The organism is Pararhizobium sp. A13 (genome assembly GCF_040126305.1).
In the GTDB taxonomy this organism is placed as follows: domain Bacteria; phylum Pseudomonadota; class Alphaproteobacteria; order Rhizobiales; family Rhizobiaceae; genus Pararhizobium.
The window spans coordinates 40332-64042 of record NZ_CP149511.1; the positions used below are offsets into that span (position 1 = coordinate 40332).

The 23711-nt window shown below is 59.6% G+C and carries 22 protein-coding genes and 5 pseudogenes; 17 read left to right on the plus strand and 10 right to left on the minus strand.

Annotated features, from left to right (window positions below):
* Nucleotides 1–136: 136 nt before the first annotated feature.
* From WI754_RS21685 to WI754_RS21700, 4 genes and pseudogenes are all read left to right on the plus strand, one after another.
* Entirely contained in the window at nt 137–1807 is a 1671-nt protein-coding gene (locus WI754_RS21685; protein ID WP_341487397.1) for an arylsulfatase, read from the plus strand.
* Nucleotides 1808–1863: 56 nt separating this feature from the next.
* Nucleotides 1864–2313: pseudogene (locus WI754_RS21690) on the plus strand (haloacid dehalogenase-like hydrolase); the annotation flags it as partial.
* 62 nt (nt 2314–2375) lie between these two features.
* Nucleotides 2376–4643: a tetratricopeptide repeat protein gene (locus WI754_RS21695; protein ID WP_341488041.1), complete on the plus strand. Its 2268-nt coding sequence runs from the start codon at nt 2376–2378 to the stop codon at nt 4641–4643.
* Between the two features lie 765 nt (nt 4644–5408).
* On the plus strand, nt 5409–5681 hold the full coding sequence (locus WI754_RS21700; RefSeq protein ID WP_341487399.1) for a hypothetical protein: 273 nt from the start codon (nt 5409–5411) through the stop codon (nt 5679–5681).
* 93 nt (nt 5682–5774) lie between these two features.
* Here WI754_RS21700 and WI754_RS21705 read toward each other — a convergent pair whose 3' ends face one another.
* Complete coding sequence (locus WI754_RS21705) at nt 5775–6671, minus strand: LysR family transcriptional regulator (RefSeq protein WP_341487400.1); 897 nt, start codon at nt 6669–6671, stop codon at nt 5775–5777.
* A 136-nt stretch (nt 6672–6807) separates the two neighbouring features.
* On the opposite strand from WI754_RS21705, the gene WI754_RS21710 reads away from it, so the two are divergent.
* The 3 genes from WI754_RS21710 to WI754_RS21720 are packed head-to-tail and all read left to right on the plus strand — an operon-like array spanning nt 6808 to nt 8501.
* Entirely contained in the window at nt 6808–7632 is an 825-nt protein-coding gene (locus WI754_RS21710) for a class III extradiol ring-cleavage dioxygenase (RefSeq protein WP_341487401.1), read from the plus strand.
* 17 nt (nt 7633–7649) lie between these two features.
* On the plus strand, nt 7650–8030 hold the full coding sequence (locus WI754_RS21715) for a glutathione S-transferase N-terminal domain-containing protein (RefSeq protein ID WP_341487402.1): 381 nt from the start codon (nt 7650–7652) through the stop codon (nt 8028–8030).
* 36 nt (nt 8031–8066) lie between these two features.
* On the plus strand, nt 8067–8501 hold the full coding sequence (locus WI754_RS21720; RefSeq protein WP_341487403.1) for a DoxX family protein: 435 nt from the start codon (nt 8067–8069) through the stop codon (nt 8499–8501).
* Nucleotides 8502–8608: 107 nt separating this feature from the next.
* Here the strand turns inward: WI754_RS21720 and WI754_RS21725 are convergent.
* The 3 genes and pseudogenes from WI754_RS21725 to WI754_RS21735 form a co-directional block, all read right to left on the minus strand.
* Nucleotides 8609–8832, minus strand: a pseudogene (locus tag WI754_RS21725) (VOC family protein); the annotation flags it as partial.
* A 217-nt stretch (nt 8833–9049) separates the two neighbouring features.
* Entirely contained in the window at nt 9050–9418 is a 369-nt protein-coding gene (locus tag WI754_RS21730) for a type II toxin-antitoxin system VapC family toxin (RefSeq protein ID WP_341487404.1), read from the minus strand.
* 59 nt (nt 9419–9477) lie between these two features.
* Nucleotides 9478–10116: a DUF433 domain-containing protein gene (locus tag WI754_RS21735; protein WP_341487405.1), complete on the minus strand. Its 639-nt coding sequence runs from the start codon at nt 10114–10116 to the stop codon at nt 9478–9480.
* A 965-nt stretch (nt 10117–11081) separates the two neighbouring features.
* On the opposite strand from WI754_RS21735, the gene WI754_RS21740 reads away from it, so the two are divergent.
* The 4 genes from WI754_RS21740 to WI754_RS21755 all read left to right on the plus strand — a co-directional run bounded on the left by WI754_RS21740 (nt 11082) and on the right by WI754_RS21755 (nt 15086).
* A complete protein-coding gene (locus WI754_RS21740; RefSeq protein WP_341487406.1) occupies nt 11082–12032 on the plus strand; it encodes an AraC family transcriptional regulator in 951 nt (316 codons plus the stop codon).
* Nucleotides 12033–12483: 451 nt separating this feature from the next.
* Nucleotides 12484–13314 (plus strand): alpha/beta hydrolase, encoded by an 831-nt coding sequence (locus tag WI754_RS21745; RefSeq protein ID WP_341487407.1) that lies wholly within the window; start codon nt 12484–12486, stop codon nt 13312–13314.
* 113 nt (nt 13315–13427) lie between these two features.
* A complete protein-coding gene (locus WI754_RS21750; RefSeq protein ID WP_341487408.1) occupies nt 13428–14633 on the plus strand; it encodes an NAD(P)/FAD-dependent oxidoreductase in 1206 nt (401 codons plus the stop codon).
* A gap of 297 nt (nt 14634–14930) precedes the next feature.
* Nucleotides 14931–15086 (plus strand): hypothetical protein, encoded by a 156-nt coding sequence (locus tag WI754_RS21755; RefSeq protein ID WP_349438034.1) that lies wholly within the window; start codon nt 14931–14933, stop codon nt 15084–15086.
* Between the two features lie 446 nt (nt 15087–15532).
* On the opposite strand, the gene WI754_RS21760 is transcribed toward WI754_RS21755, so the two are convergent.
* The 4 genes from WI754_RS21760 to WI754_RS21775 form a co-directional block, all read right to left on the minus strand.
* Nucleotides 15533–16561, minus strand: a complete 1029-nt coding sequence (locus WI754_RS21760; RefSeq protein WP_341487409.1) for a mechanosensitive ion channel family protein — start codon at nt 16559–16561, stop codon at nt 15533–15535.
* 70 nt (nt 16562–16631) lie between these two features.
* Complete coding sequence (locus WI754_RS21765) at nt 16632–17057, minus strand: cupin domain-containing protein (protein ID WP_341487410.1); 426 nt, start codon at nt 17055–17057, stop codon at nt 16632–16634.
* Nucleotides 17058–17205: 148 nt separating this feature from the next.
* Nucleotides 17206–17958 (minus strand): SDR family oxidoreductase, encoded by a 753-nt coding sequence (locus tag WI754_RS21770; RefSeq protein WP_341487411.1) that lies wholly within the window; start codon nt 17956–17958, stop codon nt 17206–17208.
* Between the two features lie 148 nt (nt 17959–18106).
* On the minus strand, nt 18107–19060 hold the full coding sequence (locus tag WI754_RS21775; protein ID WP_341487412.1) for an MBL fold metallo-hydrolase: 954 nt from the start codon (nt 19058–19060) through the stop codon (nt 18107–18109).
* 270 nt (nt 19061–19330) lie between these two features.
* Between WI754_RS21775 and WI754_RS21780 the strand changes: the two genes are divergently transcribed.
* The 4 genes and pseudogenes from WI754_RS21780 to WI754_RS21795 all read left to right on the plus strand — a co-directional run.
* Nucleotides 19331–19528, plus strand: coding sequence for a hypothetical protein (locus tag WI754_RS21780; RefSeq protein ID WP_341487413.1), 198 nt, complete (start codon nt 19331–19333; stop codon nt 19526–19528).
* 209 nt (nt 19529–19737) lie between these two features.
* Nucleotides 19738–20133, plus strand: a pseudogene (locus WI754_RS21785) (MASE1 domain-containing protein); the annotation flags it as partial.
* Nucleotides 20134–20259, plus strand: a pseudogene (locus tag WI754_RS21790) (response regulator); the annotation flags it as partial.
* Between the two features lie 53 nt (nt 20260–20312).
* A pseudogene (locus WI754_RS21795) lies at nt 20313–20576 on the plus strand (LuxR C-terminal-related transcriptional regulator); the annotation flags it as partial.
* Between the two features lie 20 nt (nt 20577–20596).
* Here WI754_RS21795 and WI754_RS21800 read toward each other — a convergent pair.
* Nucleotides 20597–21529 carry a LysR family transcriptional regulator gene (locus tag WI754_RS21800; protein ID WP_341487414.1) on the minus strand — a complete coding sequence of 311 codons (933 nt, stop codon included), beginning with the start codon at nt 21527–21529 and terminating at the stop codon, nt 20597–20599.
* Nucleotides 21530–21587: 58 nt separating this feature from the next.
* On the opposite strand from WI754_RS21800, the gene WI754_RS21805 reads away from it, so the two are divergent.
* Together WI754_RS21805 and WI754_RS21810 are read left to right on the plus strand one after the other, a co-directional pair.
* A complete protein-coding gene (locus WI754_RS21805) occupies nt 21588–22337 on the plus strand; it encodes a glucose 1-dehydrogenase (RefSeq protein WP_037125092.1) in 750 nt (249 codons plus the stop codon).
* Between the two features lie 908 nt (nt 22338–23245).
* Nucleotides 23246–23383 carry a hypothetical protein gene (locus WI754_RS21810; protein ID WP_349438073.1) on the plus strand — a complete coding sequence of 46 codons (138 nt, stop codon included), beginning with the start codon at nt 23246–23248 and terminating at the stop codon, nt 23381–23383.
* Here the strand turns inward: WI754_RS21810 and WI754_RS21815 are convergent.
* On the minus strand, nt 23334–23687 hold the full coding sequence (locus WI754_RS21815; RefSeq protein ID WP_341487415.1) for an alcohol dehydrogenase catalytic domain-containing protein: 354 nt from the start codon (nt 23685–23687) through the stop codon (nt 23334–23336). The two genes, WI754_RS21810 and WI754_RS21815, sit on opposite strands and share 50 nt — an antisense overlap.
* Between the last annotated feature and the right edge of the window lie 24 nt (nt 23688–23711).

A 23711-nucleotide genomic window follows, 5' to 3' on the forward strand; every position in this document is an offset into this window, starting at 1 on the left:
CCGGTTCGTACGACGGTCAGAATTCAGATTGCTCCAGTTCGGTTCACGATCAACGCGCAGCTGCGCGGATCCAGATGGTGGTCGGTACGACGCCCACCTCGGATCTGCAACGGCCGCTTCAAACGGAGGTGCTGAAATGAAGTCCAGATTTCTCAGATACGGCATGGGAGCGTGGACGGCCACGGCCATGTTCTGGGGCGTGCTCGCCCCGGCGCAGGCCCAGGACGCGCAGAAAAAGCCCAACATCCTGTTCATCGTGTCCGATGACACAGGTTACGGCGATCTCGGCCCCTATGGTGGTGGCGAAGGCCGGGGCATGCCGACCCCCAACATCGACAAGCTGGCGAACGAAGGCATGACCTTCTTCTCCTTCTACGCACAGCCGAGCTGCACGCCCGGACGCGCCGCGATGCAGACCGGACGGATTCCGAACCGCAGCGGCATGACCACGGTGGCCTTCCAGGGCCAGGGTGGCGGGCTTCCGGCGGCGGAATGGACGCTTGCGTCGGTGCTGAAGCGCGGCGGTTATCACACCTACTTCACCGGGAAGTGGCACCTTGGCGAGGCAGACTACGCGCTGCCGAACGCCCAGGGCTATGACGAGATGAGATATGCCGGCCTTTACCATCTCAACGCATACACCTATGCCGATCCGACGTGGTTCCCCGACATGGACCCGGAACTGCGGGCCATGTTCCAGAAAGTGACGAAGGGCGCGCTGTCCGGCAAAGCCGGTGGCGAGGTGAAGGAAGACTTCAAGATCAACGGACAGTACGTCGATACTCCCGTGATTGGCGGCAAGGAAGGCGTGGTCGGCATTCCCTTCTTCGACGGCTACGTCGAGAAGGCGGCACTGGGATTCCTCGATGAAGCCGCCAAGACGCCGGATGAGCCGTTCTTCATCAATGTCAATTTCATGAAGGTGCACCAGCCGAACATGCCGGCCCCGGAGTTCCAGCACAAATCCCTATCGAAGAGCAAGTATGCGGATTCGGTCGTGGAGCTGGACGCCCGAATTGGCCGGATCATGGACAAGCTCCGTGAAACCGGACTCGACAGGAACACGCTGGTTTTCTACACGACGGACAATGGTGCCTGGCAGGATGTCTACCCTGACGCCGGATACACGCCATTCCGCGGAACGAAGGGCACCGTGCGTGAAGGCGGCAATCGCGTTCCTGCTATCGCTGTGTGGCCAGGCAAGATCAAACCTGCCTCGAAGAACCACGACATCGTTGGCGGTCTCGACTTGATGGCGACATTCGCCGCGGTCGGTAGTGTGCCGCTTCCCGACAAAGACCGCGAGGACAAGCCGATCATGTTCGACAGTTACGACATGTCGCCCATACTGCTCGGCACTGGCAAGTCAGCGCGCAAGAGCTGGTTCTATTTCACCGAGAACGAGTTGACGCCCGGTGCTGCCCGTGTCGGCAACTATAAGGCCGTGTTCAACCTGCGGGGTGACAACGGACAGGCAACCGGCGGTTTGGCCGTGGACTCGAACCTCGGATGGAAGGGCGCAGAGTCCTACGTGGCGACGGTGCCCCAGGTCTTCGACCTGTGGCAGGATCCGCAGGAGCGCTACGACATCTTCATGAACAGCTACACCGAGCGCACCTGGACTCTGGTGACCATCTCGGCCGCCATCAAGGATCTCATGAAGACCTATGTGCAATATCCGCCGCGGAAGCTGCAAAGCGAATCCTACAGCGGCCCCGTTACCCTTTCGAACTACCAGCGGTTCGAATGGGCGCGGGAGCAATTGGCGAAGGAAGGCGTGACAATTGCGATGCCGACGGGCAACTGAGTATCGCAAGGCGGCCCCAGGCAAAACCGGGGCCGCCGCATCTCCGTGGACGAAGCCGGGCCAACGGCTTCAAGACATTCATCGTGTCGGGTATGCGACCATGGGCCGAGAAGGTCTATGGCGTCCCGCCCGAGCAGGTTATCAGCTCGTCGATCAAGACACGATTCGAGATGCGCGATGGTGAGCCGACCCTGTTCCGCCTGCCACAGGTCAACTTCATCGATGACAAGGCGGGCAAGCCGGCGGGAAACAACGAACATATCGGCCGCCGTCCCATTGCAGCCTTTGGTAACTCCGATGGCGATCTGGCAATGTTGCAGTGGACCACGGTGGCGGGAGGTCTCCGTTTCGGCATGCTTGTCCATCACACCGATGCGGAGCGCGAATACGCCTATGATCGGGACATGGAGTTTGGCCGCCTCGACAATGCGCTTGATGCCGCCGCCGTGAACCAGTGGACCGTTGTGGACATGAAGGCGGATTGGAAGATAGTCTTACGGAATTGAACGACTCGTCCGCAGTTCGCCAGGGAGCGACACGAGTGATCGGTAGTGCGCATGTTCGTTCGATGGCAGGTCTCCTGGCAGCCTTCTGGCTCAGTTGCCTGTTTGTCACCAGTCAGGCTTCTGCGGCCGAGAAAACCCCGGTTCTCATCGACGACCCGTTGATCTCAAGGCATGACGGTTTCGTGGACGAGAAAAGGTGCGCATCCTGCCACACGGATCAGGCGTCCGCATTTGCAAAATCCAACCACGCCAAGGCGATGGCGGTCGCCGACGAAATGACGGTGCTGGGCGATTTAAACAATGTCCGTTTCGAGCATGATGATGTCGAGACGACCTTCTTCAGGCGAGGCAGTGGCTTCCATGTCCGAACCGAAGGACCGGACGGCAAGGCGGCCGACTTCGAGATCAAATATACCTTCGGCTACGAGCCGCTCCAGCAGTACCTCGCCGACATCGGCGGCGGACGGCTGCAAGCCCTCGACGTAGCCTGGGACACGGTCGCCCGCAGGTGGTTCTGGCTTGGCCAGGGCAAGGCGGCGGAGCCTGGCTCCACCTATCACTGGACTGGGCCGTTCTACCGTTGGAACCGGACATGCATCGACTGCCATTCCACGGATCCTCGAGCTAACTTCGAGCCAGCGACGAACGAATACAAATCAACCTATGTCGCGACCAGCATCGGCTGCCAGTCCTGCCACGGCGCTGGAGCGAAGCATGTGGACTGGGCGGAGGCCAGGGGGTCCGGCGTTCCAAGCGCTGTCGAAGTCGATGTGGGTCTGCCAAAGATCGACACTCAAGTCTGCTTCGGCTGCCACTCACGTCGGATGCGGCTTGGCGAAGCGCCGACACCGCAGACGACCTTTCTCGACGCCTTCTCACCAGCGCTTATGTCCCCGGACCTCTATCACAGCGACGGCCAGATCCTCGACGAAGTGTTCGAATGGGGTTCCTTCCAGCAAAGCAAGATGGCAAGGGCGGGCGTCACATGTCTGGACTGCCACAGTCCGCATGAGGGTGCAGTCAAGACGGTCGGCAACGCCTTGTGCACCCAATGCCACGCAGCGACAGCACCGGAACGCTTCGCCAGCGCCGATCCCAGCGGCTCGTTCGATGAACCGTCCCATACCCATCATGCGGTGGGAACGGCCGGGGCCCAATGTGTGAGCTGCCACATGCCCAGGCGCACCTACATGAAGGTTGACCCCCGCCGCGACCATTCGCTTGTCATCCCACGCCCCGATCTGTCGGCGGCCTACGGAACTCCGAACGCCTGCACCGGGTGCCATGAGGATCGGACCGGTTCCTGGGCAGCTGTGAACATGGACAGATGGTACGGCACTGGCTGGCGGCAGCGACCGACGACCGCACATGCGTTCTATGGTGCTGCGCGCAACGATCCGGCTTCGATCGAACTCCTGCGCAAGCTGGTTGCCGAAAAAGGACAGGCAGGCATCGTCAAGGGCAGCGCGATCGTCGCGATGAGCGGCGTGCCAGGCGCGGATGTCGCTTCGGACGTCAGGGCTGCCGCAGCAGACGCCGATCCCCTTGTCCGGCTCGGAGCGGCTGAGGCGGCGCGCAATCTTCCGGCCGAGCAGAGATGGGGGGCGATTGGCAACTTGGCCGGAGACGAAGCGCGGGCGGTGCGCATCGCAGCCGCCACGGCGCTGGGCAGCACATTGCCTGCCAGCCTCTTTGGAGACGACCGCCGGGCCTTCGAGGCGGCGATCGGGGACCTTCGCGCCTACGTCCGGGCCAACGCCGACGTCGCCGAGATTCAGAACAACTACGGGACCTTCCTGTTCCAGCAGCAGCGTCCGTTCGAGGCGGAGGGGTTTTTCCAACAGGCGATCATTCTCGACCCGACCTTTTCAGGTGCCCTCCGCAACTTGGGCGAACTCTACCGGGCAACGGGCCACAATGAAAAGTCCGAACAGGCCTACGCCGATGCGGTGAGCGTGTCGCCAGGGGACGCGGAACTGCGCTATGGTCACGGGCTTTCGCTCGTGCGTCAGAAAACGATGGATGAGGCGATCGGTGAATTCGAGCAGGCAGTGCGTCTGGATCAGAGCAATACCAGGTACAAGACGACGCTCTCGGCAGCGCTCGATGCGGTCGGCAGGACGCCGGAGGCCTTCGAGCTACTCGAAAGAACGATTGCGAGCGGCGGATCGGATGCCGAACTCCTGCGAACGGCAATCGGCTACGGCCTCAAACTCGGGCGTCTGCGGGAATCGCTGAGATTGGCCCAGGCATTGGCCCGTCTGCAACCGGACGACCCACAGATTGCAGACCTGATCAGGCAACTGCGCGAGGCATCCGGCACCAAATGAGGTAACAATGACCAAAACCGGACCCGAGAACCGCCGCGCCTGTTCGCCCCATCCACTCGGTCGTCTGAAGCTCCTGCTCGTCGTGGAGCTGGCCGCGCCGGTCGCGCTGTCAAAGATCAGGATATCTGCGACCACTATTTCCACCATTTGGCCAACATGACGGGACAGACGGGCTTTCCACCGCCATTGCAGGCGCTCGGCTGACTGGCAGAAGCGACTGTCCAGAGGTGGTCGTTCATCCCTCGCCTTAAGGGAAAAGAACCAGCGACCGTAGTTCAAACGCATATCTCACATGCCGAGCCATTGTGGGCACGACGGCCGACCGGCGCTGGATGCCGTCGATGCTCACGTACTGTGGCTGACTTGCGCAGGTTCCCGACGAGATGTTATGCGATGCTGCGAGCACAAATCGGGAACAAATATCGTTTGTCTTCCGCTTTACGCCCCGACGCAGCGCATTTTAGGGTTAGCGGCTGGAATCGACCCGAAGACGACCTTGGCCCGCCGGGTCCCGGATCGCGGATCCCGATATCTGCCACGCGGGCTGTTTGCGCATGTCACATGTCAATAGCCACAGCCGCGTGACCGCGATCCTGGTTCATTGAGGTCGAACCGTCCGCAAGAAACGCCCTATCCGAATCGTTCTTCGGCGCCCTTAACGAAATAATTGACAGTCCAACCAAAACGGCGCTCCGTGGTTCGACGGCGACGGATCTTGGCACTCTGGTTGAGGCCGGCCTTCGCCGTTACGATAGGGAGGATGCAATGCCGACAGTCATTGGCCACCATAACATCACAAAGGGAACGAAGCACTGGCTCGACTCGCCGAAGCGCAAAGAGCTTTTTGGTCCGCTCGGCGTGACCAACATACGAACATTTGTAGATCCACAAAATCCGACTCGGGTGGCCGTTCTTATGGACGTTCCGGACATGGACGCCATGATGAAAGCTATGCAGAGCAAGGAAGCCGCGGATGCGATGGCCTTCGATGGAGTGGTGCCGGAGTCCTTGGTGATCCTGATCGAATCGGAAAGGTGATTGCTCCGCTGGCCATCTGCGTTTAGCGGATCGCGAAGTGGTCTGAGTTCGCTTCTTGCGATGAAGTCCGGCAGGGTACCTGCACAATCGTGTTTATCGTAGCCCCTGCAAGCTCGTCGTCATGAAGTCTATGAAAGTGCGGACTTTAGCGGAAAGATATTTCCGGCTCGGATAGACAGCATATAGCGTATTGGCGAACCCGATCGCGTCTGGAAGCACCGTCTCCAATCGACCTGCCTCGATGTCCTGCTCGGCCATCCATTTCGGTAGAAAGACAAGGCCCATACCCCGCAGAGCTGCCAGCTGCAGAATGGTCTCGTTCTCGCTCAGCATCACGGTACGAAATGTGACTTTGTGCCGTCCATCTGGGCCTTCCAGCGCCATGCTATCACTGAGGTTGACCCCGCTGAAACGAAGCAGCGCGTGACCGTTAAGATCCGCGAGGCCTTTGGGTCGACCTGCTCGTTCCAGATATTCCGGCGATGCCATGAGGTGGAATTCTATATCGGCCAGCGGACGGGCGACGAGGCCCGGATCGAGCCGGTCGGGTGACGTTGCCCGCAGGGCAAGATCGAAACCTTCGTCCACCAGATTCACGATCCGGCCGCTTAGATCCACGTCTAGGCAGACGTCAGGATAGCGCCGGTTATACTCGGCCAGTCGGACCACAAAGCAGATGCTGGCCGCCCAAACCGGTGCACTCAGTTTCAGGATTCCGCGGGGCGCCACCGTAACATTGCCGATGGCCGCTTCCACCTCGTCCAGCCCTTCGAGCATTTGCTTGGCCTGGTTGAAATAAAGCCGTCCGGTTTCCGTCAGGCTGACGTGGCGGCTGGTCCGGTTGAGCAGCCGGGTGCCCAGCCGGTTCTCAAGCTGCATCACATGTTTGCTCGCCATCGCCGGCGAAATGCCGAGGCGGTCGGCGGCAGCAGTGAAGCTCTTCAGTTCTGACACGGTGCAGAACAGCCGCAGGCTCATCAGTGTATCCATCGATCATCAACATTCGAGAAATGGTTCTTCAATATCGAATACATTGATCAATGAGTGAGAAAAAATCAAACTCCTTTGCAACAGGTGCCCAACGGGCGCCGCGCCTGTCGCGGCAAACTTGCGAAGGACAGACCCGATGACAGATTCTCGACTCCCGACCTATTTCATCAGCCATGGCGGCGGACCCTGGCCTTACATGACCGGGGAGTTCCGCCGCAATTTCGACGTGCTCGAGAAGTCGCTGCTCGACATGCGCGCCGAACTCGGCAGCACGCCAAAGGCGGTCCTTGTGGTCTCGGGCCACTGGGAAGAGGAGGGTCTTGCAATCTCGTCGGGCGCCAAGCCGGGCATGGTCTACGACTATCACGGCTTTCCGGAATACCTCTATCACATCACCTACAATGCGCCCGGGGCACCGGCGCTTGCGAAACGCGTACGGCAGCTGCTGCGTGCAAGCGGCATCGAAGCGGCACTCGATCCAACACGCGGTTACGATCACGGCACCTTCAGTGTCATGAAGCCGCTCTATCCTGATGAGGACATTCCTGTGGTCCAGCTTTCGCTGGATATTGGTTACGATCCGGCGCTGCATATCAAGGTCGGTCGCGCGCTCGCGCCTCTGCGCGAGGAGGGCATTCTCATCATTGGCAGTGGCCTCAGCTATCACAACCTGTCCGCCATGCGCGGCACGGGTGGATACGAGCCGTCCCGACGCTTCGACGCCTGGCTCCAGGAGACTTTGATCCATTCTCCTCCCGAGAAGCGGATCGAACGACTCATCGAATGGGAGCGGGCGCCCGCGGCCCGCGCGGCGCATCCCCGTGAAGACCACCTGCTCCCCTTGATGGTGGTGGGGGCGGCCGAGGACGAACCGGGCGCCGTCACCTATCACCAGAAAGACTTCGCCGGCGGGCTTACCGCATCGAGCTTCCGCTTCGGTGACGTTCCCACAATCAACTGACGCAACGGAGACGTACAATGACTGATAACACATTCAAGCCGATCGTTTACCTCAAGGAAAACTGCCCCTTCTGCTTCAAGGTCCGTCTGTTCCTCCTGGAATCGGGATTGGCCTCGGAAGTTGAAACCCGCGACTTCGTTCCAGGCACCGAACAGGAAGAGGCAATCCAGTCGGAGCTTTCCCCGCATTTCGAGAAAGTGTCGTTCCCGACCGCGCAACTCGAACCCGGCCGCTACGTCGCCGAATCCGATGACATCGTTGCATTCTTTGCACCCAAGGCAGGCCGCGATCCGGCCGGCATGACGGTCTACCGGAACTATGTAAATGGCGTCTTCTCCATGGCGATGAAGCTCTGGAAGGAAAACCAGGAACTGAAGAAGGCCGCTTCCGCCGCCTGAACGCCCTCCATTTCTCCCTTCTAACAGGAATTCCCCATGCAAAATATCGCTTCCCTTTCGACCAACCCGCCTGCGGGAAAATTTCTGCGGATCAGCCTCTGGATCGCCCAAGGGTTGATGTTCGCCGCTTTTCTCCTGTTCGGCTTCCAAAAACTTTTCATGCCGCCCGAAGCCCTGGCCGCCATGTGGCAAACCACGTGGCCCGTCGAATATCCCAATCTCTTGCGTATCATGGGCGTTGTCGATACGGCAGGTGGTCTTGGCATCCTCTTGCCCGCCCTCACCCGCATTCAGCCGCGCCTGGGCGTTTTGGCCGCGCTTGGCTGCACCGTGCTGCAACTCTCAGCCATTATCTTCCATGCCACGCGCGGTGAATTCGCAGCTCTCCCGCTCAACGTCATCCTGCTCGCCTTCGTGGCCTTCATCCTCTGGGGACGCGGTAAAAGAGCGCCAGTCCTGCCGCGTATGTGACAGATGAACAAGGTCTGCCACATCGAGCAGGATCAGATCACAGACAGAGTGCTCGACAAGGCTCGTCGCCCGCGATGGCCTAAGACGGCGGTTCGTCATACTGGAGAGAGAAGATCGATATTAAGATTGTCGAGTTGGACATTCGCATAGCGGATGAGGACCTTGTCGAGGCCCCGGCCATGCGCGGCCCGCCAATCACGTCCTTGTTGGCGATCGTCGTGCCGGTCAGCGCCTGGTAAAAGCGAATGGCGGCGTCAAGGTCGGATACGACGATCCCGACATGGTTGGCGCGCGCAAGGCCGATCGTGGCCGATGGAATGTTTTGGCTCATGATTATCCCCTCTTCTGTCCCGCATCGGCGCCAGACGTCTTCCGGCGCCGGCCGACCACGCTACGGCATCCCAGACCGGACGAGCGCCGGCCATGCCGCGATACGCGCTCTGATCGAGAAAAGAATGCAGGTCGATCTGGTTGGTAACGGTTGTGAAGATGCAGGCCAAACCTGTAGCTTAACCCCCGAACGATGCGTTACGCATCGGAGCGATCGCCTAAATATTCAGAATTTCCGGGGGCGACTTGAACGGATTGAGGATTCGAACACCACGCCCCGTGAAATCGGAGACGTTCCGCGTCACAATCATCAGGCCGTAGACGCGTGCGGTCGCGGCGAGTGCAACGTCCCATCGGTCCTTGTTCTTGTTTCCGAGAAGGCGCGTCCATTCTGCGACAACCGGCCCGTCAATCGGGATGATGCGATCAGAAAACGATTTTTCGAGCATCTCGATACCGTCCAGGATCCTCCGAGCGCGTTCCGGTTCACGCTTCATCAATACTTCGGCTCCGCGACGCTTTTCGAACAACGTCGCGACACTCAGCCGAAGGTCCGTGTCATCGACCGTCTTGATCCATTGATGCACGTTCTTGTGCCCACCGTGCTTGAGTTCACGGAGAACATTTTCATCAAGCAGCTAAAGCGTCACGGAATGGCCCTTGGTCCGACTTCACCAGGGTCACCGTCGTCATCGAAAACACCAGCATCAGCCAAAGCGGCCAAAGTGGTCTTCAGGCTCTTCGTTGGATAGGGACGCCCCCGCTTCGGGTAAGCCTTGGCATACTCGACTGCAGCGTCGACCTGATCCCGCGTCATGGACGGAAAATCAATGAGGACCGCATCAATGCCCCCGTCCCGCGTCAAAGCTGCGATTAAGTGCGCCGAAATCGTCGTTCCGCGAACAACCGCCTCACCTCGATCACCCTTGCTATCAATCCTGCCTCTGACGGCCTCAAGTCTCGCCATTCGGTCTCTAAGATCGGTGTCGATTTGCGCAAGATCCAGTTCAAGCCTACCGAGCTGGAGTTTGTGGGCATCAGTGGGCAATTTGCGCAAGGCACCGTAAAGCCGGCGCCGCCCCGCTGGCGTCAGGTCCTTGTCGAGCTCATCGGCAAGCCGCAGAAAGCGCAGTTCGGCCGGGCCAAGGAGCCTTTGAACCATGTTCCCCACCTTCTTTTGCCGGGCGTGAATGACACCTGTGTCAACCGCCTTGTTGAGCATCGCCGGAGTTCTGCCCAGGACATACCCTGCTTCGCTCAGCGTGAAATTCTGGATTTGAGACAAGCACCACTCCCTTCATCAATCCATCCCAATATAGGGATGAATTAGAGACTGCGCAAGGCGGTAAGGACAGCGGTAGGATTCGAGCCGAGACCCGCTGCGGCTACCTATGATGCGACAGAGCACTACTTTCGCGCCGTCATGGCAATCGCCTTGAACGCCGCAATGACTTTAGCGCTTCCTGCATCGATGCTCGGTGGGTCTCAGACTTTGACGGCCACCGTTCCCTGTCCAGGACCAGCGGCCGCCGTTGCGGGGAGCGCGGCAACCATCAAGGACAGAGCAATCATACCAAGAAGAATACGTGGGTGGGCCATGGTTCTTACCTCAGTTCAGGGGATTGACGTGGATCTCGGAAACGATCGGGACAAAGACTTTCGTGTAGAAGGCGTCCCCGATCGGCCCCAGCGAGACCGAGTATTCACCGCGGTGACGACCCGCAACTTGAGCGGCTGCGCAAAATCCAGCCAACTCCGCAACTGACTAGGAGGAATAACTATTTCAAGCCAAAGCGGGTGCCATCGTATTGGCGACCCAATGTCAGTATGCTGGCTATTCCCGTCATTCAATAGGTCCCTGTACGCGGGCATATCGCGTCAAAGCTGGGCTATCGTGATGGAGCAACGATCGTCGTCGGCAGCACCTGGCGTGAATTGGCCCGATGCGTTACATCGGCCCCTCAGGCTGACGACGCATACATCGCGCGACGCTCGAGCTCGCGTGATTGAGAACGAGGTCCAATGGCGAAGGCAACCTATCCTGGAGAATAGGTTTTCCCCCTCGAAAGTTTTTGATATTTGCCTTGCATCACGCAACGCGCGAATAGCCAAAAGCACGGCGAACGCGACATTGGGGGATGTCATGGGTAGTAGGACTGACAACGTCGGCCACCATAGGCGGATGCTCAATGATCCCGCGATTGTTGTCGGGATCGCACATAAGCAGCGCCAGTCAACGAGCGCGCAACCATGAGTTTGCCTTGCTCCAGCGATCCTCTCGCGAGCCCGTCGGCTGAGACAATTGGTGCGGGCCGGGACGAAACGAAGGCCGCCGATCAGAACCCTGCTAACGAGATGTCACGTGTTCTCAGAACTGCGCCAATTCATCTTGCGGCGGACCCCTCAGGCGGTGCAATCGCCCACTGGAATCACGGCCCCTTGCATGATGTCGTCGAGCCCATGACCGACCACGTCATCATGGCTTACAACGGCGCAATACAGCGCATGGAACGGCGGTCCGGAAGATCGATCGTGAGCGGAACGTTTCGTCGCGGGGTTGTGATCATCATCCCGGCTGGATCAAGCTCCCGATGGGATATTCCAAAACCGGTTGATGTCGTTCAGCTCTATCTTCCACGCACGACACTAACGCGCATTGCCGACGAAACCGATACTTTCACGCCGACCGATCTCTTGGAGCGAACGGCGCATCCAGACCTCATTACATCCCGATTGCTCCTGAGCGCAGCCGATGTCCTGGAAGGCAATACGGCACTGGATACACTGTTCAGGCAGCAGTTGACTGACCTTCTGGCCACGCGCCTGCTGGCTGCGCACACTGGCAAGGCACCGAGCTATCAGCCGGCGCTCGGCGGCCTCGCGCCGAGCGTGCTGCGCCGGGCCATCGAGCGATTGCGGTCGGACGCAGACGCGGACGTCTCCCTAGGGGGCCTCGCGGCCGATTCCGGGCTGTCGCGTTTTCATTTCTGTCGCGCTTTCAAGGAAAGCACGGGGCTTTCGCCTCACAACTGGCTGCGTCAATATCGGCTCGAGCAGGCCATAAACATGCTACGTGATCCTCAAAATTCGATCGCGTTGGTCGCAGCCTCCCTCGGTTATGCCTCGCAAACAGCATTTGCAGCTGCATTCCGAAAATTGACCGGTGAAACACCGACTGATTGGCGGCGCCGCCACGGCTGACCGTAATCTCCTTTCGCCCTCGCCTCAGATTCCGGACTGTCGCGTTCTTCGCTTCCACGCCATCGGCTCGAGCACGCGACGACCATGTCGCGCAATCCCCCTACTATGGCGTTGGACGCAGCGTCACTTGACTGCGCCTCGCAAACAGCCTTGGCCGCCACATTTCGAACGCTGACCGGTAAAACGCCGGGCGATGAACTGCGGCGCACCGCTAAACCGCAATTGCTCTGCAATGGCGCCAATCCCTCTGGCGCAGCCGTAGACTTGTTTCGCTAAACCACCATTGCGCCCGTACCAATGGATCCTGCGGAGACAATGGATGGTCTGGGACACCGATTACGGGTCAATCGCAACGAAGCAACCCGTAGCAGCTTGCATACCCGATTTTAGCAACTGTCCGTCCGGTTCGATGACGGGCGCCGAAACAAATATTCTACAAAGGACCAGCACAATGACCTCCATTACAACCAGCGACGGTGTTCAGCTTTTTTACAAGGACTGGGGACCGAAGTCCGCTCAGCCGATCGTCTTTCACCATGGCTGGCCCCTCAGCTCCGACGATTGGGATAATCAAATGCTCTTCTTCCTCGGCAAAGGCTTTCGAGTGATCGCTCATGATCGCCGCGGCCACGGCCGATCGAGCCAGGTGAACGACGGTCATGACATGGATCACTACGCCTCCGATGTTGCGGCAATGATCGACTACCTCGATCTTCGCAACGCGATCCATGTCGGCCACTCTACCGGGGGCGGCGAAGCTGCGCGGTATGTCGCGGGCTACGGCAACGGTCGCGTTGCCAAACTGATCCTGATTGCGGCCGTGCCGCCTTTGATGTTGAAGACCGCCGCCAATCCCGGCGGCTTGCCGATCGAGGTATTCGACGAATTGCGCAGGCAGCTGGCAGCCAACCGTTCGCAGTTCTATCGCGATTTTCCGAGCGGCCCGTTCTACGGCTACAACCGCCCGGGTGCCGAGCCCTCGCAGGCGGTCATCTCAAATTGGTGGCGTCAGGGCATGATGGGCGGCGCAAAAGCGCACTACGACGGCATCACGGCATTCTCGGAGACGGATTTCACCGAGGACCTGAAGAGCATCACCGTGCCGACGCTGGTGTTGCATGGCGATGACGATCAGATCGTTCCCATCGGTGCCGCCGCTCCATTGTCGGCGAAGCTCCTGCAGGCCGGCAAGCTGAAGATCTACGAGAAACTGCCGCATGGGCTGTGTACGACCCATGCAGATGTCGTCAATGCCGACATGCTGGCCTTCATCACCGCCTAAGCACATCGCTTCACCCAATCCGCGCGCCATCGTTACCGACCATCTCGCCGCCCATCGAGTGCAGCAACGGTGACGCGCGGCCCTTTGAAACTACAAACCACGGAGTGAATAACATGAGACTTGTGATTGTTGGTGCCGGGTTCGCCGGCATGTACGCCGCACTTTCCGCAGCCCGCCTGCGCGATATCGAAGGCGTTTCGCCCGAAGAGCTCGAAATCGCGCTGGTGTCCCCAGAACCGACGCTCGTCATCCGCCCCCGGCTTTACGAGCCGAAGCCCGAGACCCTGACGGCACCTCTGCAGGATGTATTTGACGCCGTCGATGTCGCCTACGTGCAGGGCAGCGTCGAAGCGATCGACCCGAAGGCCTGCACCGTAGACGTCGTCAATGCGAAGGGCGAACGAAAGTCCCTTCAGTATCATCGCCTGGTGCTCGCCACCGGCAGCCGGCTGTTCCGCCCGAATATTCCCGGCCTTGCCGAATACGCCTTCAGCATCGATAACATCGATGACGCCATTGCCCTCGATCGCCACCTCCACGAGCTTGCGAAGATGCCGGCTTCGGCCGCGCGCGACACCATCGTTGTTGCCGGCGCCGGTTTCACAGGGATCGAGGCGGCGACCGAAATGCCGTCGCGGCTGCGGACCCTGTTCGACAAAACCGTCAATCCCCGTGTCATTATCATCGATCGCAGCAGCGCGGTCGCCCCCGACATGGGCGAAGGTCCTCGCCCGATCATCGAGGAAGCGCTGCGCAATCTCGGCGTGGAAACGCGGCTCAACGCCGGGGTTTCATCACTCGATAAGTCCGGCGTTACGCTGAGTACCGGCGAGCATATCGAAACCATGACCGTGATCTGGGCGGCAGGCATGCGGGCCAGTCCCCTGACCACCAAAATTCCCGGTGAGCGTGACAAGTTCGACCGGCTGCTGGTCGACGGCTGCCTGCGCGTACCGTCCGTGCCCGGCGTTTTCGCCACCGGGGATGCGGCGCGCGCCGCGTGCGACGACTGCGGCAACTACGCACTGATGTCGTGCCAGCACGCCACACGCATGGGCGCCTTCGCGGGCAACAATGCCGCCGCCGAACTGTTGGGTGTGCCGACACGGCAATATCATCAGGAAGCCTATGTCACCTGCCTTGACCTCGGCGACGCCGGAGCCCTCTTCACCCGAGGCTGGGAGCGCAAGGTAGAGATGGTCGGCGAGAAAGCGAAGGCGACCAAGCAGGAGATCAACACCGTTTGGATCTATCCGCCGAAGCCCGAGCGCGCCGCTGCGCTGGCCTCAGCTGATCCGGAGCATGTTACAAACCTCTGATTGCATCACAAGATGAGGCTGCGCTCTGTATAGGAGCGCAGCTTGCCATATTCGGGCGTGTTTCTGACGCAACTCATCTTTCATCGATCATTTCTTCCCGAGCGCTTTCGGCTCGTAAACGATCTTTGAAGGTGTGCCGCAAGGAGCAGACCGCCTGGTTCCCACCTGGGGACCGTTATCGTCTCCGTATTTGCTCAAAACAAGCTTTCCACCGTCCCGGTATCGGGAAAGTCCACCGCGTTTTCTGTAAACCAGTTGAGGCCGAAGCCCCCATGACTCCATCATGGTCGGAGAGATATGATTCAGAAAGCGGCAAGAGAACTCTATGCTATCAGCGCGAAGCTGACTGGTGACCTCGGAACCGAGCAGTTCGCTGCCGCTGCCAGGCAGATCGATGCGCGCGCTCGCGCATCCCTTGAACCGGATGGCTTTCGCCCTGATGTCGCCGCTTGACGGCATAGCAATGAATGGATTCGCACATTTTGGCTCAGCTTTGATCGCAGAATTTAATGGCGCCATCTTTTCAGTCGAATGGAAGGCGGCACCGTGGTCCAAATTCGTCACAGTAGCGACACGACTACGAACGCAATCCGAGCTGCGGTACAGCGATGTTAAGCTTCAGCCGCGGAGCTGAGTCAGTGCTGCGTAGCGCAAGCGGGCGACGATTGCGGACCTCAAGCTCGGGCCGAAGTAGCCCTCGTGTTCCTGCCCCCTACAGTCCTGACATCAACTTTACCGAAATGCCTTCGTCAAGCTGAAAGCCTTGCTACCGAGACCCGAGCGCTCCATCAGCGCCTTCTGGGGCACCGGTCGGGCGACCGTCGACCTCTTCTCACCGACCTAGATTCGCAGATGACTTCAGAGCGGCAGGATATGTTTCCGCTTCGAGCGAAAACACTCTAGACTGAGCGGGAGGAGAGCGCCTCATTACTCACAGCGGGATATTCGTCGGCGGCCGATGTTGGGCCGAAAACGAGGCTTTCGGCCGGCATGGCCAGCGAAAGACCGCTTGCTCTGCATTGGTCATGGAGGAGGTCGACGATCTCGTTCTTAGCGGACGGTCGAATGGCGACGCTGTCGACGCGGAACTGCAACTCGACTTCGATTGCGATCGCGTCGATGGCTTTGATGGCAACGACCGGCGGTGGATTCTTGACGATTCGGGCACTGGCTTGCAGCACGGACCGCATGGCTTCCTCGACAAGACGTGGCCTTTGCGTAGCGGCGATGCGCACACGCAACGCGATCTGGTGGGTCTCGTCAGGGCGGCTGAGATTTGTCACACCTTGCTTTGCCAGGATGCTGTTCGGGAGCACGACGACATTGTGCGTAGCGGTCAGCAGGTTGGTGGAGCGCCAGTTGGTTTCGATAACGCGGCCCTCAGTGCCGTCGCTCAACTCGACCCAGTCGCCTATTGCATAGGCCCTGCCCAGCGTTAGGGCGATGCCGGAAAAGACATCGCCGAGCGTATTCTGCAAGGCGAGGCCGAAGATGATGGCGATGACGCCCGATGTCGCAACCAAGGTGCCGATCGGCATACCGAAGACGAAACCGATGACCGAAAGCGCCACGCCGAGATAGATGACGGCAATGGCAATATCCTGGATGAGGTGTGCATTCCGAGACTTGTGGTTAAGCCTGACATAGATGTGGATGAAGCCAATGATCGTCCACGCAAGATGGGTCCACCACAGGATCCTAGCCGATTTGGAGAGTAGCGCGACAAAACCCTGCGCGTAGATTCCATCGGGCTGGTGCGGCGCGATGCTTGCCATAAAGAGCACGAGGCTCATGCCGGAAAAGAAAAGGATCTGGACGATCAGGCGAGCTGTCGGACGGTTTCCGCCCTGAATGTGCCACACGACGATACCGGTAATTCCCAGAATGTTGATCAGGACGATCGGCAGGAAGTTGTCATCATCAAGCATAGCTGGGTTCACCGATTATGGTTGCGTCAAAGAACTGCCGGACACGCCATCGTGTGCCCGGCCAGATCGCCTATTTCTTGATCGGGAAGGTCAGTTCCTGCTCAGCGGTATCGACCACGAAGACAGCGAGCAGCTTTGCCGGCTTAGTCTTGCTGGCGTTTTCGCTGACACCGTGGCGATCGCCCGGCAATTCCGAAAAGCTCTCACCAGCGCTATAGACAGTGACGGGGCCATCGTTGACCTGACTGCGGATCGCGCCTTCGAGAACGGTCGCGTATATGAAGGCGGACGCTGGATGTGTATGGCCCTCCGAGAAACCGCCCGGAACATATTCGACGAGAACGCCCTTCATGCTCTTGCCGGGTACGTTCGGCAGTTTGTGGTCATAGACCAGGGTAACCTTTGCGCCCTCCCCGCCACCGGGCGCATCATGCGCAAGAGCCGAACCTGACAGGAGAGCCGTCAACGCAACGGCAAAAGCCAATGACTTGATCATGTTTATCGTCCTTTCATGACTTGGATTAGATCGTGTGTTTTCTATAACGTATTGTTTTTTATGCATCTTTTCGATGTCTGGCGTAGTCATCAAATTGTAAATGCTATAGGCGCATGGGCCGGGTATTAGGCGGCCAATGCGCGGGTCGCTATTTTCTGGGCGTTGTCGCGAACCAATCATCGAAACCGATGCGGCCGATGCGAGGATGATTGTCGGAGACGAGTGAACCGTCTTCCAGTTTGGTGCCGAAATAGCGGGCATCCGGATCTGCGACAACGGTGCGGGAATCTCCGATCGCCTTGAGGTAGCGCGCGGCGAAATCGCAGAGACGCTCGCGCTCGGGGCCGCAAATTTCGATAATGCCGTTAGCCGGCGCGGCAAGCGCCGCGTCCGTCACGAAATCTGCGACGTCGTCGGACGCGATCGGCTGCAGGGAACCAGTCGACAAACGGGCCGTGTCGCCAACCGTGCCCTCCTGGGCGATGCCGCCGAGAAATTCCATGAATTGTGTGGAACGCACAATGGTATAGGGAATGCCTGCTTCCCGGATGATCTTTTCCTGGGCTACCTTGGCTCGAAGATAGCCGCTATCGGGCAACCGATCCGTGCCGACAATGGAAAGCGCGAGGTGGTGTTTCACGCCGGCCTCGATTTCCGCTGCCATCAGGTTCTTGCCCGCCGTCTGAAAGAATTCAAGCACGGCCCTATCCTCGAAGGATGGCGAGTTCGCGAGGTCGATCACCACCTCGGTATTCTTCAGTGCTTCCGCCAAGCCCTCCCCCGTAAGGGTATTAACACCGGTTTTCGGGGCAGCGGCAATGACCTCATGCCCTTTCTTGCGCAGGCGCTCTGCAGTCTTTGAACCGATCAGGCCGGTTCCGCCGATAATCACGATTTTCATAAGACGCTCCATTTGCTGCGCGCCCATGCGGTGCGCGTGGTTCAATAGGTGGATAGGTGAAGGCCTGGTTGACGCTCGGGATCGAAGGCCGAGATGGACACGGCCTTCAAGGGTACACGCTCTGGTTCGGCCTTAATTCAACAAGCGGTCAGTAGTCCCAGAAGACCGGCACCCAACGAAAGGCGTCGCCGTCGACCGCGACATGGCCAACGGAAGGAAACGGCATATGAGTTGCCACCAGCAGTTCGCCGGTCGCTGCAAGCTCCCGCAAAAGCCGGACCCGAACGCGGGCAGCCTCCTCGGGGTCATGTTCGAAACCGTTGTGCCAGTCGGGGTGGTCGAACCCGACCGCGAACACGGCGTCTCCGGCGAACATCAGACGGTCGTTGCCTGAGGCCACGCGGACCACGCTGTGCCCGGGGGTGTGGCCGCCGGTACGAGAGACGACCACGCCCGGTGCCACTTCATGCTCATCCTCGAACAGCCGCAGCTGGCTCTGGTAATCTTTGCTGAACCGCTTGGCGGCCGCCCGAAGCGCGTCCGGGAAGCCCGCCGGCATCGAGACGTGGGAGAAATCGGGCGACTCCCAGAATTTGACCTCGGCAGCGGCCACATGGATCCGCAGGTCTGGATTCAGCCGTTCCTTCACGCCGTCGACGAGCAGCCCGCCAACGTGGTCCATGTGCATGTGGGTAAGCACCACGTCGGTCACGGATGCAAGATCGATGCCGGCGGCCTCCAGTCGCTTCATCAACTGCCCGGCCCGCGGCAAGTTCAAGTCCGGATCCAGTCCCAGCCCAGCGTCGATAAGGATGGTCTGCCCGCCGCTACGCACCACGACCACGTTCAGTGCCCAGTCGAAGGCGTCCGGCGGCAGGAACATGTCGCCCAGCCAAGCGGCCCGGGCGGCCGGCTCGGCGTTGTGTCCCAGCATCGCGGTTGGGAGCGGTAGCACCCCATCGCTGATCACCAGCACGTCAATCTCGCCGATCCGCACCGCGTAGCGCGACGGAACCAGCTCTTCGGGTACCGGTCTACCGGGATGTGAGGTGTCGTCCAGTTTCATGCTCGCCTCCTGAGTGTTATTGATCATCTGGTTCATCTTTGAAAACTCCTGCGTTCTATCCTGGTGCTAATCCTGGGTTGCTTACGCTTCCTGGACGGGAAGCGCGGTCAATGCGGGTGAAGTCTTTAGCGATCGGCGACACACTCACTGCTGGCGTGTCCTCTAATGATCTATCGAAACTGATCTGCGGCTGCGCCAGAACGATTGCTGCCGCTACAGAGCAATTGCTGCTGACGCATGCGCATGCGGCAATCGCCCGGAGTTTCGCCGGTTTGTTGGATGCAGCCGCAAGAGAAACGTCCGGCAATGATCCTCAAGGACATCCTGACCTTCGGGACCGTCCTTTACGTGGTTCTCGACTGCTTCGACCTTAGGGTCGCCATCCCCTACAGGCCGGCACTCGATATCGGGTCGCGGAACATCATCGTGAACGCCATCGCCCCATCTGAGATAGCAAAGAGACGTCACTCGTCTGGCAAGCTGGTGCTGCGGCCTTTCCAATAGCCTTCGCGATCAACATCTCGGGGCCGTTGATTGAGGCTCGGCGCCCTTTCCCAAGTGGGCGGAACGGTGCCAAAACATGGATTTCCACAAGTTGCGGCGTCGCAGTGGCCAGACTAGGGTGCGACGCGGGACCGCCAGCGCCAATGTCGAGATTAAATCGCTCGAAACGCTGGCGATCTCAGGTTTTATTTGTTCTGTAGGAGCAGCCGATGATGCCCGTCAGGCCGTATCGCCCCCACCCTCGGCATCTGGGTCTTTTTATCGTAGTCTACGTTCTGGGCTGCGGTTTCGCTCAGGCTCTCGCAATCGTTCCCGGAACCGGTATTTCCATTTGGGCTCCGAGCGGGCTTTTCATTGCCACGCTCGTTCTTGTTCCGAGGCAGAGCTGGCCATGGTGGGTGCTAGCGGGATGTTTCGCCGAGCTGCTCAGCAATGTCCTGTGGTTCCACAGCCCTTTGCCTGCCGCCTTCCTGATATATGTCGGCAACGCCCTCGAGGCGGTGGTCGGTGCCTTGCTGGTCAACTGGACCTTGAAGCGATCGATCCGATTGGAAACCTTGCAGGAGGTTCTCGCTTTCGTCGTGCTGTGTGCGGGAGTTGCACCGGGCCACTACGAAATCGCAGATCAGGGCAGCGCCCAGGGCATCAGCAGTTTCTTCCGCAAGCCCTTCGATGCCCCTGCCCTGCTCATCGCCATAAGCGAGGCTTGTGAAAATCGAGATGGAGGGTGACATGAGAATTAATCAGTCGGTCGGAAAATCAGCCCCCCTGGGATGGGGCCTGGCGCGCGGAAGCTATCGTCGTCAAGCGCAATCTTGAACGTTTAGGGACGCTGACGCATCGCGAGCGCGAGATCCTACGCGAGGTGGTGACGCGCGGACGCCTCAATAAACAGATCGCTTTCGACCTCAGCATCAGCGAAGTCACGGTCAAGCTGCACCGTGCCAATGTCATGCGCAAGATGGAGGTCCGTTCCATCGGCGATCTGATCAGGGCATGGGAGAGCTTACCTCCGACGATGCGCGAGACCGGCGGAGATGGATTCTGACCAACCCCAACATCAGGTGCTCAGATGGCCTCGAGGGCTTTTGCCTCGCGGGCGATGAAATCGCAGACCAGTTTTACGCGCAACGGCACGGTGCGGCCAAAGGCGTGCAGTGCATTAAAGGGAGTGCTGGGGAACGCAAACCCCGCCGCGAGTGTAACAAGCGTGCCGCCTTCCAGATCTTTCGCGACCAGACATCGCAGAAGATAGGCCGCTCCCAGCCCACTGAGCGCAGCCTGAATGAGTGCGGCCCCTGAGTCGCAATCGACGCGCCCCAAGGGAACGAAGCTCGTCCCGTCCGGCAGGCTCAGAGGCTGCGTTATGCCACCCAGTGCATACCGGGCGAAGGGCAGAGCCGCCAGCGCTTCGGCAGTTGCGGGATTGCCCCAGGTCTTCAGAAAGGTCGGAGACCCGACGATCGTCATCGGCAGGTGGGCCAGGTGACGAACCATGAGGTCCCCCGGCGCGGGATTTCCAACGCGCAGCGCAACGTCGTAGTCCTCCCTGATCAGATCGACGAACCGATCCGCAAGTCCGACTTCGAGATGCAGATTCGGATAGTCGGCTGCAAAGCTTCCGAAGAGGCGCGGCAGCAGTAGAGGGGCCATTTCGGTAGGCATACTGATGCGCAAGCGACCCGAGGGGGCAACGTCGGACCTGATCGCCTCTTCACTTGCATCCAGGTCCCGCAACAGCGGCGCAACGCGGTCGAAGAAAACTTGCCCGTCCTGGGTAAGCATCAGGGCGCGCGTGGAGCGCAGGAACAGCCGGGCGCCAATCTTCTTTTCCAGCCGCGCCACGCTCTTCGACACCGCTGACGGTGTCGTCCCCAGATCGCGGGCCGCGGCGCTGAACGATCCGGCCTCTACCGTCCGCACAAAAGCCATCAATCCGGGCATCTCGTTGAGCAGGTTCGGCATTTGCACCTCCGCGGCACAGATCATGTGCCCGCCCATGATCTAATGACACAGGGTGGCAGCGTTTATCTAATTTCTCGTTGAAAGGAGATAAACAATGCAACACCTCAAAGACAAGGTCGCCGTCATCACCGGCGGCAATAGCGGCATCGGCAAGGCAACTGCTCGGCTGTTCGCGGAAGAAGGAGCGCAGGTCATCATTTCCGGGCGCCGGCAGGATATGGTCGACAGCGCCGTGCAAGAAATCGGTCCGTCGGCCATCGGCTTCGTGGGCGATGCCGCCGACCTAGAAGATCATCGCAGGCTGGCGGACACCGTGAAGAGCCGGTTCGGCGGGCTCGACATCTACATGGCCAATGCCGGGATCATCAATCTCACCACCTCCGCCGAGGCGACTCCGGCAGACTATGACCGGCACTTCGCAATCAATACGCGCGGCGTGTTCTTCGGCGTGCAGACGATCGCCCCTCTGATCCGCGACGGCGGAAACATCATCGTTACGAGCTCGCTCGCGGCCACGAAGATCCTCCCGGATCATACCGTCTATGCCGGTTCAAAGGCGGCAACCGCCGCCTTTGCGAAAAACTGGGCGATCGAATTCAAGTCGCGGCGGATCCGCGTCAACATCCTGAGCCCGGGACCGGTCGAGACCGAAATCCTCGCCAAGCTGGGCGTATCGGAGGCCGAGCGGCCGGCATTCGAAGATTACATGGCTTCCCTGATCCCCGCAGGCCGTCTCGGCCGACCGGAAGAGTTGGCGCGCGCCGCACTCTTCCTCGCCTCCGATGCAGGAAGCTTTGTCAACGGGATCGAGCTTCATGTCGATGGCGGCATGACCCTAGCTTAAAAGGATGGGAAATGAAGCTCGTAACTCGAGATCGTAGAAATCTACATTCGATTTGTGGCTCGCGAACTCCGACAGTTGCTCATGCCACCTAGCGGTCGCTGCGACCGGAATGCTCGTCATGACGACGAAACGATGGCCGGTCGCAGCTTCAGCCTTGGGAGGCTTTTGGTTTTGGTCCGCCGCATGCCGGACGCCGGCCTCTCTACCGACGGGGTGGGCCGGTGTCGACACACGATTAAGTGAATCGCTCGGACGTCGTTTCGATCTTGACCGACCAAGTCTGCTGTCCAAAGCCGTTCGAGAAGAGGCGCTACGCGCGCGCGCATGGTCATCCTTCCTGAAAGCGCGTTGGGTTTCTGGACCGGTTGCGCGGTTTTGGCGCAACAAAGTTCAAGTTCTGGACATCACCGTTGTGGCGGGCTCCGCAGTCCTAGATTCGGCGGGATATGACAATGGTCTCGTCGCGATTGATCGCACGGATGGCAGAATCCTATATTCCGAACGAATGCCTGTACCGGTATCGATGTGGCAGCCATGGCTTCAGCTGTCTGGGCAAGTCGGTGGCGCTCGTGCTCACTTATTGGGGTCGGAACAACTGCTCGAAATCATACGGTAAACGTGAACGAATGATGAATTTCAGGCTGCTTGCGCTATTGCCGTTAAAGTTCGAAGCGGTCTGAAGCCGCTGTCGGCGAAGCTTGGCGGTTCGTCCCATGTGTAGATGCCTGTCAAATTGATCCGGTTCAAGTCGGCACGACATGCCAGCGCTTCGTCCCCATCTTTGGCTCGATCGCCAACCTCCTCCATCTTCGCCGCAACCCGACGAGCACTGCTGAACATCGCAAACTGCGAAACGCCGCCATGAACACGTGGCGCGAAATAGCCCGACGGATGTTATTCCGTCGACGGTGAACCTGACGATCTATTCCGGCGGCGCAGATGATTTTGTGTCCACCCCCCTGCAGGAGATCATCGAAGAAGTCGAGGTAGGCCGATTCAAGCCGCCCATCGGCAAGGTGTTCGGAATCGATTCGACCACGGCATAATCCCGCCCCATGGTGGCCATGCTGTGCCCATGCCACCCATGGCCGAGGCGACGACTTCTCCTTCGGCGAACTCATCCCCTGGAGCTTCAACGACTGTGCCGACGGCCTCGATGCCCAGGATTCGCGGGAAGGTGACACTCGGAGAATGGCCCTGCCGCGTGAAAAGTTCAGATCGATTCAGCCCGAATGCCCGCACATGAACGAGCACCCAACCGCTCTTGGCCGCGGGCACTGGACGTTGTTCAATCTTGAGGGCCTCGGGCGGTCTGGCCTGGTGGACAACAACGGCCTTCATCATAGTCATGAACTGGCTCCATGGTTCCGTTAC

Bases quoted from the DNA above. Each gene is read 5' to 3' on its own strand.
- WI754_RS21720 (WP_341487403.1), top strand. From the start codon at position 8,067: ATGCAAAATATCGCTTCCCTTTCGACCAACCCGCCTGCGGGAAAATTT.
- WI754_RS21745 (WP_341487407.1), top strand. From the start codon at position 12,484: ATGACCTCCATTACAACCAGCGACGGTGTTCAGCTTTTTTACAAGGAC.
- WI754_RS21750 (WP_341487408.1), top strand. From the start codon at position 13,428: ATGAGACTTGTGATTGTTGGTGCCGGGTTCGCCGGCATGTACGCCGCA.
- WI754_RS21805 (WP_037125092.1), top strand. From the start codon at position 21,588: ATGCAACACCTCAAAGACAAGGTCGCCGTCATCACCGGCGGCAATAGC.
- WI754_RS21760 (WP_341487409.1), bottom strand. From the start codon at position 16,561: ATGCTTGATGATGACAACTTCCTGCCGATCGTCCTGATCAACATTCTG.
- WI754_RS21685 (WP_341487397.1), top strand. From the start codon at position 137: ATGAAGTCCAGATTTCTCAGATACGGCATGGGAGCGTGGACGGCCACG.
- WI754_RS21700 (WP_341487399.1), top strand. From the start codon at position 5,409: ATGCCGACAGTCATTGGCCACCATAACATCACAAAGGGAACGAAGCAC.
- WI754_RS21710 (WP_341487401.1), top strand. From the start codon at position 6,808: ATGACAGATTCTCGACTCCCGACCTATTTCATCAGCCATGGCGGCGGA.
- WI754_RS21705 (WP_341487400.1), bottom strand. From the start codon at position 6,671: ATGGATACACTGATGAGCCTGCGGCTGTTCTGCACCGTGTCAGAACTG.
- WI754_RS21775 (WP_341487412.1), bottom strand. From the start codon at position 19,060: ATGAACCAGATGATCAATAACACTCAGGAGGCGAGCATGAAACTGGAC.
- WI754_RS21770 (WP_341487411.1), bottom strand. From the start codon at position 17,958: ATGAAAATCGTGATTATCGGCGGAACCGGCCTGATCGGTTCAAAGACT.
- WI754_RS21755 (WP_349438034.1), top strand. From the start codon at position 14,931: ATGATTCAGAAAGCGGCAAGAGAACTCTATGCTATCAGCGCGAAGCTG.
- WI754_RS21765 (WP_341487410.1), bottom strand. From the start codon at position 17,057: ATGATCAAGTCATTGGCTTTTGCCGTTGCGTTGACGGCTCTCCTGTCA.
- WI754_RS21780 (WP_341487413.1), top strand. From the start codon at position 19,331: ATGATCCTCAAGGACATCCTGACCTTCGGGACCGTCCTTTACGTGGTT.
- WI754_RS21740 (WP_341487406.1), top strand. From the start codon at position 11,082: ATGAGTTTGCCTTGCTCCAGCGATCCTCTCGCGAGCCCGTCGGCTGAG.
- WI754_RS21815 (WP_341487415.1), bottom strand. From the start codon at position 23,687: ATGACTATGATGAAGGCCGTTGTTGTCCACCAGGCCAGACCGCCCGAG.
- WI754_RS21695 (WP_341488041.1), top strand. From the start codon at position 2,376: ATGGCAGGTCTCCTGGCAGCCTTCTGGCTCAGTTGCCTGTTTGTCACC.
- WI754_RS21800 (WP_341487414.1), bottom strand. From the start codon at position 21,529: ATGGGCGGGCACATGATCTGTGCCGCGGAGGTGCAAATGCCGAACCTG.
- WI754_RS21715 (WP_341487402.1), top strand. From the start codon at position 7,650: ATGACTGATAACACATTCAAGCCGATCGTTTACCTCAAGGAAAACTGC.